The following is a 14,032-nucleotide window of genomic DNA, read 5'->3' on the forward strand; positions in this document are numbered from 1 at the left end:
GTGACTGAGCCCGCAATCAATATGCATTGATATGTTGGGCTTAGTGATTACCGTAAGGCTGTGTGATTTGAATGCTTCGAACGTTTTCAGCATTGCTGCAGAAAATCAGTAGAAGCTTTTTTTATTGGCAGGGCTGTTTTTATTGACCCGACTATTTTCATTAACCGGACTATAGCTTGTATTCGCGAATATCAATCTGATATTGCTTCAGCTTGCGCCACAGTGTAGTACGCCCCATGTTTAATGCTTGATGCATCTCCTGAATTTTTCCACCGTACGCCAGCGCGGCTTCGATGATTAGCGCTTTTTCCACTTCATGAATGTTCAAGTCGTGGAACAGATTATGTCCGTGTGTTTTCTCTGAAAGTTTTTGCCAGTAAAAGTGACACTTCAGCTTTTCACTAATTTCTCGCCCTAGGGTAAGAGTGAGAGCTAACAGTATATTACTGCTGGTTGACTCCCCACGTAACACCAACGTGGCTAACAAGCGCGTTTCATCATAAATAGGGGCGAAATAGTAAGTATGTCCTTGTGAGTTAATCGGCTGGTCATCTAGAGAAGTGACCTGTATTTGAGAGAATATCCAAGATGGCAACATGGCGCTGCTGTCTGATTTACGGTTAGACCATAAGGTTTGACCGTATTTATCCAACAACATTCCTTCAATATCGAAATCATGGATAGGTGATAAACCACTTGTGATGGCTTCACTTGCCAGTTGTATCAATAACTCCGGATCAATGGAGCATGATGATTTTTCTGTAAGCTGTGCGAGTTTGGGAATTGTAAAATCAATAGTCATAATCAGCCTTATTCTTCGATAAGTATTCACCCTGATTATGTCAAGTTATCAGTTAAGTTTTATATCCTAGATCAAGTTATGATTTGATAGATTTTGGCGGGATGATATAGATCAAGTATTTGAAATATAGAAAAAACCCAAAATAGTGGGTTATATCGAAAAAAGCCTGCAAACATGATTCGCAGGCTAAATTTCGAGCTAGATGATAGCCTATTTTTTATTCGCTAACAACGGAGCCCCACAGGTCATATTCATCAGCATGCTCAATCAGCACTTTAACGATATCCCCTGCTTTCACATCAAACTCGCCATTGAGGTACACCATACCATCAATTTCTGGCGCATCGGCCATACTGCGACCCACTGCACCTTCGTCATCAACTTCATCGATAATAACTAAAAGCTCACGACCTACTTTCTCTTGTAAGCGCTGAGTGGAGATCTCTTGCTGAAGCTGCATAAAGCGATGATAACGCTCTTCTTTAATCTCTTCAGGTACTTGGTCAGCCAGTTCATTCGCTTTTGCGCCTTCAACTGGACTGTATTTAAAGCAGCCAACTCTATCTAATCGCGCTTCTTGTAAGAAATCCAACAGCATTTGGAAATCTTCTTCTGTTTCACCAGGGAAACCAACAATAAACGTCGAACGTAATGTCAGCTCAGGGCAAATTTCACGCCAGCGCTTAATACGCTCTAACGTTCTTTCTACCGCTCCTGGGCGTTTCATCAGTTTTAAAATTTTCGGACTGGCGTGCTGTAATGGAATATCCAAGTAAGGTAACACTTTACCTTCTGCCATTAATGGGATCACATCATCAACATGTGGGTATGGGTAAACGTAATGCAGACGAACCCAAACACCCATAGAAGCTAGCTGCTCACATAATCCAACCATGCTGGTTTTCACCGGCTGACCATCCCAGAACCCCGTACGGTGTTTAACATCCACACCATAAGCAGACGTATCTTGAGAAATCACCAGTAACTCTTTAACGCCTGATTCCACTAAACGCTTAGCTTCATTTAATACATCACCAATAGCACGGCTATCTAAGTCACCACGCATTGAAGGGATGATGCAAAAAGTGCAACGGTGGTTACAACCTTCGGATATTTTTAAGTAAGCATAATGTTTTGGCGTTAATTTTACGCCTTGCTCTGGGACTAAACTAAAGAATGGATCATGCTCTGGTTTTGGCACATAGTGGTGAACGTGATTTAACACTTGTTCATAACTATGTGGACCCGTAATTTCTAATACCTTCGGGTGAACTTCACGGATTTGGTTCTCTTTTGCGCCCAGGCATCCTGTCACAATCACTTTACCATTTTCGTTCAACGCTTCGCCGATAGCTTCTAACGACTCTTGAACGGCACTATCAATAAAGCCACAAGTATTCACGATAACCAAATCGGCATCGTCATAGCTAGGAACGACTTGGTAACCATCAGTACGCAGCTCCGTTAAGATACGCTCTGAATCAACGAGATTTTTTGGACAGCCAAGCGAAACAAAGCCAATCTTTGGCACTGAATTCGTATTTTGCGACATAGCTCACTTCTTTATTGTGTTATAGATATTTTTTAAAAAATGGGCTGGATTTTACCTGAAGTATAGCGGGAATTGTATATTTTTTTAGCGATGAAAATGATATTTCGAGAGAAATCCCCGCGCCATTTCTAGCGCAGGGATTTCACTCAGAAAAACAGCAAAAATTAGCGGTTAATCGAGCGGGCGATACGGGAATAAGTGTGTCTAACACCGCGGATCACAATACTGTAATTCAAGATATTCTCCGGTAAGGCAATGCCGTTATAACCTGAGTCACCAATATGATGTAAATCTGTTCCTGCCATTTTGCACATTAACGCAATCTGGCGGATGGTTTGTAGGTCAGCCCCTTCTTGGGATGTGCCAATCGCGGTCATGGTCATCACTCGCTGAGAATGGCAATAACTCACCATTCTTTGCACAAATTCCGAGGATATACCCGGAACGGTACCCGGTGCTGGCAATAAAATAATATCCGCACCACTCTTAATAAAGGAATGAATATCCTCTTCGGTAATTAACTGCTCAGCAGACGCATTGAGGACTCCCGCCGCATGCATTTTTCCCGTAATAAGAACAATCTCTTCCCCCACCACCGCTTTGAGTTCTTTGAGGCTTTGGTTGATTTCTTGATTAGTGACACCATTGCCCGGATTCCCAGTCAGGACAATAATATCTGCCCCCATCTGCTTTAATTTCAGGGCATTTTTGACAGTGGCCAAGCGCCCTTCAGAAATTTTCCACTGTTTATCTTGATGGGGATTATTAAACCCTGCTGGCACTGGTTCCAAATTCACGCCAATCGCGCGTCCTGTTAAGTGCTTTAAGGTACGGATAATATCATCGGGTGCAATACCTTCTGGTAAACCTTGCATCACAGGATTATTCACATCAAAAACATTCAATAGCAAAATATCTGCGCCTTGGCTTGCTGCCAGTTCCGCATTAGTGACGTTCATCAAGACCGGCTGAATAGTCCCGATAGTTTCACTCACCAGTAATCGCCCTTCGCTGGCTTTAATCGCTTCCAGTAAGCTTTTCTTATTCATTTTCGCAATTTCAGAAGCGGAACAATCCAAATAACGTTTTTGCATCTCCAGTACCTCGACTTTATACCTAATAAATACCGTTCAACGTTTCGACTATAGCATGTGAAACCGACTACAGTGTCTGAAGCAAATCACCTTTCTAATACTTATTTTTTATCACTAAAAAAGAAAGCATTAACACTTTGATTAATATTAAATTTAAATATATTCATAGTAAGGATTGGATATAAGCCTAAAACATTCTGCTTGTTTTTGATTAATAGTAATGATTATCATTATGCTTCTAACTTCATTCAGGTAAGGATGTCACAATGAAATTCGCTTATCAGGCAGCCGTTTCGGGCTTAGCCTTATTCTCTCTATCCGCCTTTGCTCAAGAGTATCCTCTCGGTCACCCAGTAATTAAAAACGGCATGGAAATCCAAGGTGTTTATTTACAGCCTATCACCATGGACACCGAAGAAGGTCACCACAAGATGGCTCACCTGCCAGCGGATAAAGCCGACGTTCACTTAGAAGCCGACATCCACGCAGTAGAAGATAACCCGAACGGCTTTGCAGAAGGTGATTGGATGCCTTACTTAACCGTCGAATATACCGTCACCAAACTAGGCGATAAGCCACAGACTCAATCAGGCACCTTTATGCCGATGGTAGCAAGCGATGGCCCTCACTACGGTGAAAATATTAAACTGGACGGCAATGGTAAATATCGCGTTACCTACAAAATTTACCCACCTTCACACAATCAACAAGCCGCTTTCGGTCGTCACATTGATAAAGAAACTGGGGTTGCCCCTTGGTTTGAACCGTTTGAAGTCTCTTGGGACTTTGACTATGCCGGCATAGGTCGCAAAGGCAGTTACTAATTTTTCAATGATGCGCTGAGGGCTTTCGCGGGGGTAATATTCCGCGCAAGCCCTTTTTCGCTAGTAAGGAACTCTCAATTTTCAATAAGTTTGAGCCAACAATGAAAACATTACTCAGCTTTTTACTGGTTTTTATTTGCGCATTACTTCCGCAATCAGCCTTAAGCGCCGAAAAATATACCGTTGAATTAGAAATGAAAAATGGGGATTTAATCCCACGCGTTCTGGAAGTGCCAGCAAAAACCATTATTCGAATCAAAATTACCAATACTGGCACTGAACCCGCAGAGTTTGAAAGTTTGCAACTACGCAAAGAAAAAGTATTAGCCCCCGGCGCCAGTTCCGTAGTGGTTATTGCGCCTTTAAAACCAGGTAGTTACACATTTTTCGACGATTTCCATCTGTCACATCCAAAAGGCGAGATCATCGCTAAAGAGTAGGACTCAACATGGGACAAGTTCTCTTTGTAGTTTGGCGCGAAAGTTTTGAAGCGCTGTTAGTTATCGGCATCATTTATGCGTGGATCAAACGCCACCCTGACGCTCGCAATGGAATGAAATACCTGTGGGGCGGTGTTGGGCTGGGTATCGCCATGTCCATCTTACTCGCTCTACTGATTTATGGCGTATTCAATGTCCTTGATGACACAGGGCAATCTATTTTCATGATAGTCATGGAGATCCTCGCCTGTATCTTGATTGTTCAAATGGTCTATTGGATGAACAAAAGTGGCGGCTCGATGAAAAAAGAGCTGGAATCAGGTATCAATCGTAATGCGGAACACCATAGTTGGTGGGGCGCAACCTTGATTATCGCTATCGCGATCGCCCGTGAAGGCAGCGAAATTGTCGTTTTCCTTTCCAGTTTTATCATGTCGTTAACCGCTGAAAATGCTAACGAATTTATCTTTGAAGTTGCAGCGGGTGTCGTTATTGCGGGTATGACTCTATATGCCTTCTTATTAACTAACCGAATTATTTCATGGAAAATTTTCTTTAAAGTCACTGGCGTGATTTTACTGTTCCTTGCCCTCTCCTTGCTGCTTCGTGGCGTTGAAGAAATTTCAAACTTAATGATTGAGTTTGACTATCCAATTCCTGAATTTTTAATCTACCCAGCATGGGATACCAGCGCATTACTGGATGACTCTGGTGTGGTTGGCAACTTTATTTCATCATTCTTTGCATATCGTTCACAGCCAATTTGGCTCAGTGTTATCACCTTTGTTGTCTATTGGATTGTGATCCTCGCACTGTTTGTTTGGAGCAAAAAACATGCCGCTAAACGGAACTTACAAAATGCGTAAAATCACCCACTTAGCCATTAGCGTAATCGTTGCTTCACTCGTGGCATCTACCGCCTATGGAAAAGCCCTACGCTCCCCTGTGCAAACAGGGGACAACATCATTATTGCTAAGGGGGATATTCCCACCCCTGAAAAATATCAGCCTGCCATTCAAGAATACTTATCCTTCGTCAACAAGGAGTTAAGTGAAATGGTGGAGCAATTAGAAAAACTCAATCAAAGTGTGCAAAAAGGTCAATTAGCGCAGGCGAAAGCGGCCTATATTCAAGCCCACCAGCACTATGAAACCGTGCGTCCGATCATTGTTTTGTTTGGTAATACCGACCGAACCATCAACCCTCGTGCGGATTATTTTCTGGATAAAGAAAAAGACTACCGCTTCGTGGGATTTCACTTGGTTGAATACCTTTTATTTGCCAAGCAAGATCTCAAAGCAGCGCTGCCAGCGTCTGATGAGCTGTTATTAAAAGGGAAAGATTTACAAAAACGTGTCTTGACCGAAACCATTGAAATTCCGAAATTGGTGCAAGCCTCCGCAGATTTTATGGAGATGATCCTAGAAACAAAACTGTCGGGGCAAGAGAATATTTATAGTCTCTCTGACCTATCAGATATGGCGGCAAATGCCAAAGGTTCTCAAGCCATCATCGAGGTGATCAGTCCGTTTATTGAATCCAAGACTCTCGATCAGATAAAAGAAAATGATCAGAAAATTAATAAAATAGTGCAGTCATATCAATTAGCTAAAGGCCAATACAAGCCTTACAGCCAACTAAAACAACAAGACAAAATGGCGCTCTATTCCCTGTTAACGCAACAAGCCGAACTGCTTGCGACATTGCGCGCTCAGTTAGATGTTGATGTTTACTATAAATATTAAGGCATAAATTTATGCAAGCTAAACTAAAAAGCGAGTCACAACCTTTGGGGTTTTCTCAATCTAAAGTATCTCGCCGCCATGCGCTAAAAACCTTAGTCATGGGAGGCGCAATCCTCGCCGCCCCCGCCCTCAGTGCGAAAGCATCCATTGCGGATTGCGAACTAACTTATGATAAAAGCATCAATTATTTAGGTTCACACCAAGCGGGTGTGTTAACCCCAGAACAGAAAAATGCCTCGTTTATCGCTTTTCGAATCACGTCAACGACCCTTGATGAGCTGCAAGCGCTGTTCTCGGTATTAACTCAACGCATTGCTTTTTTGACCCAAGTACAAAAATCCACGCCAAATCAGAATGATAAAATGCCTCCCGCTGAGTCTGGGATTTTAGGCACGCTCATTCAGCCTAACGCCCTGAGTGTCACGGTTTCCTTGGGAGATAGCTTATTTGATTCACGCTTTGGATTAGAAAAGCTTAAACCGAGTCAATTGGTGGAAATGACCAGCTTCCCGAACGACCGTTTAGAAGACAAATGGTGTGGTGGTGATGTGGTGCTGCAAATTTGTGCCAATAGCCAAGAAAGCGTGATTTATGCGCTGCGCGATATTCTCCGCCACACTTCACCTTATTGGTTCCCGCTATGGAAAATCGATGGGTTCTTACCATCACGGGATATCGATAGACGCTCTACCCCAATTAATTTATTTGGCTTTAAAGATGGCACTGGTAATGCACCAGCCGACGACAGCAAATTAATGGATGAGCTGATTTGGGTGACTGAGGATAGCAAAGAGCCAGCATGGTGTGTCGGCGGTACCTACCAAGCGGTTCGCCTAATTCGTTTTAATCTCGAATTTTGGGATAGAACACCGCTGGAAGACCAAGAAAATGACTTTGGGCGCCATAAAGCAACAGGTGCCCCCATGGGGATGAAGCACGAAATGGATGACCCCGCGTTCGACAAAGATCCACATGGTGACCGCGTCTTATTTGACTCCCATATGCGCCGTGCCGAACCAAGAAACCCAACTCGCCACACCGCCAAGTTACGTCGCCGTAGTTACAGCTACTCTCTTGGCTTAACTGATAACGGCGCTCTGGATATGGGACTGATTTTCGTTTCATATCAAAAGAACTTAAAAACCGGCTTTATTGATACTCAAAAACGGTTAAATGGCGAGCCACTGGAGCGCTATATTAAGCCGTTTGGTGGGGGTTACTATTTCGTTTTACCCGGCATTCAATCAGAGCAAGACCAACTTGCTAAAGGGTTATTTGCCGCGCTGAAAGACACTAAATAGCACCATAAAAAAGCCCCGAATATTATTTCGGGGCTTCTAGCTCGTTCATTTACAGACTGATTTTATTATCTTCTTATTTTTTGCGATCCTTCGCGTCTTGCTCAACTTCCTGTTTCCATTCCTCTGATATTGGTGCAGCATTCTGTTTGGCTTCTACGGCTTTATTGACTGCTTTATATGCCTTATCGTAACCCGTGCCATCTTGAACATAACCTGTAGCATTCGAACTCTTAATACCGATATTATCCGCAGCCGTAATGGCATCAATATTGGCACCTAAGAAAATAAAGTCCCACTTATCTTCAACTTCTGCAGATTTAATCATAGATTTAATCTTAGCCTGACTATATTTGGTGCTACTGTTCTCTTCACCGTCAGTAATAATCACAAACAAAACATTATTGTTCTTGGTGATTTTTCTATTCTCACGCATTTTCACCATGGTATCGCCAATGGCATCTAATAATGCGGTGTTTCCACCGACAGAATAATCATCTAGCGTGAGGTTTTTCACTTTATCAATAGGTTCTCTGTTGTGTAATAAACTGGTTTTATTATTAAACAACACCGTGGTAATAAAGGTTTTACCCGCTTTATTTCTATTTTCTGTCAGCACGCTGTTATATCCACCAACAGTGTCAGATTCAAATCCTGACATTGAACCGCTTTTATCCAAGATAAACACCAAATCTAATACTTCAGAATCTTTAGCGGGTTCAACAATGGATTTAGCGCCAGAAACGCTAGAAAAAAAGAGTAGGAATGCAGCAGATATTGCAGTAAAAAATGAAGTCTTAAATAAATTCATCACTGAGCCTCTTTATAATATTATCCTGACGAAACTACCTTTAGTTTCCGTGTTTCAGCGGGATATCACATAAGATTACTCTGCTTAATTTATAAGCAAATTCTTAATTATAAAGACGCTCAGATAAACTTAATGGAATATACTTATCTTACCCACACACCATAATTTCTGAGTTTGTTAATTTCTTTAATAAACCCATTAAGTTTTATATATTCCTCAGCCACATTGCTGGAAGGACTTTCAGTATACGTTTCCACTAACTGAACAGTTAATTGATGATATTGTTTATTTAAGTCTTGATGAATATCGACTTTGTTCGCATTTTTCAGCGTTTCTGTTAACGCTATAATCTCATTCGCCACCGATTGAACCTGTGGATCACGAAAAGCCGCTTGAGGGACTTGATAACTTAAGTGCTGGCTAATTGAATTATTTTCTTCATTTTGCGGTGAATTAGGTACTAAATTTTGATCGTGTTCGTTCGCAAAATATTCAATTAACTCAGATTGATCAAAACATTTTGATTTAATATCTTCTTGCTTGTACTGCTTATTCTCTGCCCCCGGCAACGCTTTGCCAATTGGGTAAGTACAACGGAATAAATTGCCATCAATCACCACGGCATCACTGCTTTTGATAGGTAAGCTTAATTCATGCCCATAAATAGTGACATTTCGCGGCGCGGGTTGATACCCCTTTTTATCTTGCTCGGTATACACTTCCGAGAATGTGTAATACACCCCATGATTAGGGTTTAGGATCCCACCGGAATTATGTTCAAACACCATAAATTTGGTGACATTACCTGTATTATCTTCAAGTGTATGTTCACCGCTGTCTAATGATACTGATCCATACTGACCAGGCTCGACCAGATAATCTTTACCATCCACTTTAAAGGAAATCGTGTTTTCTGTTGGATTGCTATAATAGAACTTTCCTTTATTTCCCATAATATCGAGATCACCACAGGCAGTAATCAATAGCATTACTGTTGTGAGCAGGCTGACTTTCAATATAGCTTTCATGTATATCCTCAACATATTACACATCAAAAAAACAGACCAAAAAACAAACAGTCAAGGGTAGTAATCTTATTCATCCCAATAAAAATAGTTTTACGATTAGTGCTTAACACTTCTTACTTGTTGAAAATCAATCAATAATGACGAACTATAAAAAATAAGGTATAGAAAAGCGCTGTAAAATTAAGATTGATGAGTGGGCGTACGACGTAATGCTTTAAATAATAGCTGGAAAACAGATTCCATCGTCGGCGTTAGCGTTTGGTTATTACGCATTAAGGATATCGAACGTGTTAATGCAGGTTGTTGTAACTGTAAAACTTTTAGCTCAGGATCCCGCAAATGCACCGTATATAACTGAGGTAAAATACCAATCGCTAATTTCGACCTGACTAAACCATATAAGGTTTCAATATAATCGACTTGATAACGCGGATTAATATTAAAGCGATTACTTTCAATTGTAGCGCTCACTAATCGATTAATATTTCCTTTCGAAAACATGGCAATGTCACGGTTATTTAAGAACTTCCACGGTAGATGAAATGCATTATCTGAAATAAATTCATCACGGTGTATTACTGCAACAAATGGGTCATCTTGCAAAGGATATAAAGTTAACTCTTCAGGAACCGAGCTATCCAATACACCTACCCCAAAATCAATTTCGTTATTCACCAATTTATTCACTAATGCGTCATTGGTTTGGTCATAAAATTCCACATTCAGCTTAGGAAAATGTTGCTGTAATTGCTCAGGAATAATCGGGAATAATAACGAACTGACAGAAGGAACCAATCCAATGCGTAATGTGCCATCACCGCCCTCTTCGATAATTTTTTGAATATCGCTGAAGCCTCGGTGGGAGACACTTAAAATACGCTCTGCATGAGGTAAGATTGCGGCGCCTAGCTCCGTCAATGTTACTGACGCTGCCGTACGGTTAATCAACTTACCGCCAATTACGGTTTCAATCTGCCGTATCGCACTGCTCAATGCAGGCTGACTCACCGCTAAGCGATTTGCGGTTTCAGTAAAATGACGCAGATGTGCAAGAGTCACAAAATATTGCAACTGCTTTAGAGTTAATGCCGGAAGGCGCTGCCATGGCTCAGTCATTGTATTTCCTCGCAAATTGGATCGTCATTCTTATCATGATGCGCTTCATTATAACCTCTCTTTATGATTCGATAAATTTTATCATCTTGGCAAACGTTTGCCTTGCTCATAAAGTAGCGACATAAATCTTTGAGATGGTGTTTTATGAAGCTAACAAATCAAACTCGACGTCGTGCTGTACAAGCCGCAAAAGGTGAAGTACCTTTTGACCTTTTACTAACCAATGCCAATATTATTGATATGGTCACTGGGGAAATTCGACCTGCGGATATCGGTATCATTGAAGGGCTGATTGCCAGTGTACATCCAACAGGAAGTCGAACTGATAGCCATGAAACCCATAATTTATCAGGAAAATTTATTTCCCCAGGTTTTATTGATACCCACGTTCATTTAGAAAGCTCCCACCTTCCTCCTGCTCGTTATGCTGAAATTGTCCTCACACAAGGCACCACCGCCGTATTTTGGGATCCCCATGAACTTGCAAACGTATTGGGATTAGATGGCGTACGCTATGCCATTGATGCTAGCCGTAATTTGCCCCTTGATGTGATGGTTGCAGCCCCTTCTTCTGTGCCTTCAACACCAGGATTGGAAATGTCAGGTGCAGACTTCGCAGGACAAGAGATGTCCACGATGTTGAGCTGGCCGGAAGTACGTGGTGTGGCAGAAGTGATGGATATGTTCGGCGTGCTAAATGGCAGCGAACGCATGGAAGAGATCCTCGACGCCGGATTAAGCTCAGGAAAAATCATTGAAGGTCATGCCCGCGGATTAAAAGGTGCTGATTTACAAGCTTACCTCGCTGCTGGCGTTACCTCCGACCATGAACTCACTTCAGCAGAAGACGCCCTCGAAAAATTACGAGCGGGGCTAACACTGGAAATCCGTGGTTCTCATCCTTACTTGCTCCCTGAAATTGTGGCGGCATTGCAAACACTGCCGCATTTATCCTCACAAATCACGGTATGCACAGACGATGTTCCACCGGATATATTGATTGAAAAAGGCGGTGTAATTGCACTGCTGAATTTATTAATTGAGCACGGAATGAAAGCCACTGATGTGTTGCGTTTTGCGACACTCAATGGCGCAATTCGCTTACAGCGCAATGACTTAGGTTTAATAGCCGCAGGTCGTCGTGCCAACTTAGTGGTTCTTGATTCTCTCGATACCTTAAAAGCTCAGCAAGTTTATGTCGATGGCAAAAAAGTGGCAGAGAATGGGCAACTTGTTTCGCCGATTGCCACTGAAAATACGATTTTACCGCCACGCGATACCATGCACCTGACGCCAATCTCAGCCCAAGATTGCCAGCTTCAATTAGCTGACTTGCAAAATGGTACTGCGCGTTTACGTCATATTAGCGGCGCCCGCTTTACTCAGTGGGGAGAGGTCGATGTTCAAGTCGAAAATGGCATCGTACAACTGCCAGATGAATTTAGCTTGATCCGCGTGCAACATCGCCATGGACGCCATAACGCCAAACCACAAATTGCCTTACTAAAAGGATGGGGAGAATTACGCGGCGCCATTGCCACCAGCTACTCCCATGATTCCCATAACCTTGTAGTGCTCGGTCGTGATGCCAACGATATGGCAATGGCAGCTAACCTGCTGATTGAAAGCGGTGGCGGTATGGCGTTAGTTCAAGATGGTAAAATCCTTGCTCATGTGGCCATGCCTATAGCAGGTATGCTATCGGAATTACCTGCACCTGAGCTGGCAGAACAATTTCGCCAACTCAGAGAATTAAGCAGCCAAATTGCTGACTGGGAACCCCCATATCGTGTATTCAAAGCCATCGAAGGCACGTGTCTTGCCTGCAATGCTGGCCCACATTTAACCGATTTAGGACTGACTTGCGGTACCACTCGCCAGATAGTTGATGCCGTCTTAGAACGTGCTGAAAGTAATAGCGGTATTAAAAACACTCATCCAATAAAAAATAATGATAGGAGCGCCAATTAATGGCTAACGATTCTCTTCATCAGCCAACATCAGGGAGTTGGTTAGAAAGGCGTTTTGCGCTGCGTGAACGTGGCAGTTCAATCAGAACAGAATGTCTCGCCGGAGCCACTGGGTTCCTTGCAGCAGCCTATTTGCTGGTAGTTATTCCCGGACTGTTAGCCGCAGGCGGCATGGATAAAGGCGCAGCGACCACAGGCACTATTATCGTGTTTGTACTCGCTAGCCTATTAATGGCGTTCTACGCTAATTTGCCTTTTATTGTGGGTCCCGGTATTGGTGGCTCGGTATTAGTGGGGATCACCCTTGCAGGCAGTGAAGGAATTGATTGGCAAATCGGTTTAGGCATCGCCTGCTGGTCTGGAATTTTATTTTTCCTGCTCACCAAATTCGGTTTACGTGAGGTTGTGACTCGCTCCGTACCACAATCCATCAAATTAGGCTTAACAGCATCTATCGGTCTGTTTGTGGCAGTGTTGGGCTTTCGTAATGCAGGCTTAGTATTAGCCAATCCAAAAACCAACGCATTAATGCTGGGGGATTTTCTCTCTCCGGGTGCCTTAGTCGCTCTTGCGGGCTTCTTTGTGGCTATCGCATTGCAAGCTCGCCGCATTCCCGGTGGGATCTTATGGGCGATTTTGTTCGCCACCGTGTTAGGCATTCCGTTCGGCGTCACAAAGTTACCAGAAAGCTTTATTGGCATGCCGCATTCTATTGCGCCAGTTTTAGGTCAGGTGGATTTAATCGGCGCCTTAAATATCGCCTTCTTGCCTTTCTTATTTGTGTTCTTCGCCGCAGAGTTTTTCTCTACTATGGGAACCACATTAGCTGTCGGCGGTGAAGCCGGATTGCTGGATAAAGAAGGCAACATGCCAAATATCAACCGCCCGTTTATTGTCGACTCCATCGCCGCGGCGTTAGGTCCAATGGTCGGTATTCCAGCGGCAACCGCATTAATTGAATCTTCAGCAGCCGCTGAAGCAGGCGGTAAAACTGGCATGACAGCATTAGCGGCCGCATTCATGTTCCTGCTTATGCTACTGTTCACCCCAATCGCGTTAATGATCCCAGCACAAGCCACCGCGCCTGCGTTGATTTTAATTGGCTTAAATATGTTTAGCGGATTACGTAAGGTGGATTTAGCGAACTTTACCGATGGTCTGCCTGTATTAATGATGGTGATGATCACGTTAATCGCGAACAGTTTCGGTACAGGGATTGCAGGCGGGTTACTGTTTTATATCTTAATTAAAGCGGTGGCAGGCAAGTGGCGTGAAATTCCAATCAGCTTGTGGATCCTCGCGGTGCCATTAGTGTATTACTTCTCAACGTTAGTGAAGCACTAAGTCTGCT

13 protein-coding genes are annotated in these 14,032 nt (G+C 42.9%); 7 read left to right on the forward strand and 6 right to left on the reverse strand.

Annotation, left to right across the window (positions count from 1 at the left end; all coding sequences use genetic code 11):
* Positions 1-169: 169 nt before the first annotated feature.
* The 3 genes from HFU86_RS15110 to HFU86_RS15120 form a co-directional block, all read right to left on the reverse strand.
* Positions 170-802 (reverse strand): helix-turn-helix domain-containing protein, encoded by a 633-nt coding sequence (locus HFU86_RS15110; RefSeq protein WP_132496765.1) that lies wholly within the window; start codon positions 800-802, stop codon positions 170-172.
* A 217-nt stretch (positions 803-1,019) separates the two neighbouring features.
* Entirely contained in the window at positions 1,020-2,354 is a 1,335-nt protein-coding gene (gene rimO / locus HFU86_RS15115) for a 30S ribosomal protein S12 methylthiotransferase RimO (protein ID WP_036955655.1), read from the reverse strand.
* A gap of 164 nt (positions 2,355-2,518) precedes the next feature.
* Positions 2,519-3,448 carry a DUF7916 family protein gene (locus HFU86_RS15120; protein ID WP_132496766.1) on the reverse strand — a complete coding sequence of 310 codons (930 nt, stop codon included), beginning with the start codon at positions 3,446-3,448 and terminating at the stop codon, positions 2,519-2,521.
* Between the two features lie 266 nt (positions 3,449-3,714).
* Between HFU86_RS15120 and HFU86_RS15125 the strand changes: the two genes are divergently transcribed.
* The 5 genes from HFU86_RS15125 (at position 3,715) to efeB (ending at position 7,759) form a co-directional block, all read left to right on the forward strand.
* Positions 3,715-4,272: an iron transporter gene (locus HFU86_RS15125; RefSeq protein WP_036955660.1), complete on the forward strand. Its 558-nt coding sequence runs from the start codon at positions 3,715-3,717 to the stop codon at positions 4,270-4,272.
* A 101-nt stretch (positions 4,273-4,373) separates the two neighbouring features.
* Positions 4,374-4,712 (forward strand): cupredoxin domain-containing protein, encoded by a 339-nt coding sequence (locus HFU86_RS15130; protein WP_036955670.1) that lies wholly within the window; start codon positions 4,374-4,376, stop codon positions 4,710-4,712.
* 8 nt (positions 4,713-4,720) lie between these two features.
* Positions 4,721-5,578, forward strand: coding sequence for an FTR1 family iron permease (locus tag HFU86_RS15135; RefSeq protein ID WP_132496767.1), 858 nt, complete (start codon positions 4,721-4,723; stop codon positions 5,576-5,578).
* Complete coding sequence (locus HFU86_RS15140) at positions 5,571-6,458, forward strand: EfeM/EfeO family lipoprotein (RefSeq protein ID WP_132496768.1); 888 nt, start codon at positions 5,571-5,573, stop codon at positions 6,456-6,458. Before HFU86_RS15135 ends, HFU86_RS15140 begins: the two co-directional genes overlap by 8 nt.
* Positions 6,459-6,469: 11 nt before the next feature.
* Entirely contained in the window at positions 6,470-7,759 is a 1,290-nt protein-coding gene (efeB, locus tag HFU86_RS15145; RefSeq protein ID WP_187129595.1) for an iron uptake transporter deferrochelatase/peroxidase subunit, read from the forward strand.
* Positions 7,760-7,832: 73 nt separating this feature from the next.
* On the opposite strand, the gene HFU86_RS15150 is transcribed toward efeB, so the two are convergent.
* From HFU86_RS15150 to HFU86_RS15160, 3 genes are all read right to left on the reverse strand, one after another.
* On the reverse strand, positions 7,833-8,567 hold the full coding sequence (locus HFU86_RS15150) for a vWA domain-containing protein (protein ID WP_132496770.1): 735 nt from the start codon (positions 8,565-8,567) through the stop codon (positions 7,833-7,835).
* A 143-nt stretch (positions 8,568-8,710) separates the two neighbouring features.
* Positions 8,711-9,595 carry a hypothetical protein gene (locus HFU86_RS15155; RefSeq protein ID WP_132496771.1) on the reverse strand — a complete coding sequence of 295 codons (885 nt, stop codon included), beginning with the start codon at positions 9,593-9,595 and terminating at the stop codon, positions 8,711-8,713.
* A gap of 180 nt (positions 9,596-9,775) precedes the next feature.
* Entirely contained in the window at positions 9,776-10,711 is a 936-nt protein-coding gene (locus HFU86_RS15160) for a LysR family transcriptional regulator (RefSeq protein ID WP_132496772.1), read from the reverse strand.
* A gap of 144 nt (positions 10,712-10,855) precedes the next feature.
* Here HFU86_RS15160 and HFU86_RS15165 point away from each other — a divergent pair, with 144 nt between their 5' ends.
* On the forward strand, positions 10,856-12,682 hold the full coding sequence (locus HFU86_RS15165; RefSeq protein WP_187129596.1) for an adenine deaminase: 1,827 nt from the start codon (positions 10,856-10,858) through the stop codon (positions 12,680-12,682).
* Positions 12,682-14,025 carry an NCS2 family permease gene (locus HFU86_RS15170; RefSeq protein ID WP_036955694.1) on the forward strand — a complete coding sequence of 448 codons (1,344 nt, stop codon included), beginning with the start codon at positions 12,682-12,684 and terminating at the stop codon, positions 14,023-14,025. The genes HFU86_RS15165 and HFU86_RS15170 overlap by 1 nt, the downstream gene beginning before the upstream one ends.
* The last annotated feature ends 7 nt before the right edge of the window (positions 14,026-14,032 follow it).

This window comes from Providencia sp. JUb39 (assembly GCF_012272845.1).
Classification (GTDB): domain Bacteria; phylum Pseudomonadota; class Gammaproteobacteria; order Enterobacterales; family Enterobacteriaceae; genus Providencia; species Providencia lanzhouensis.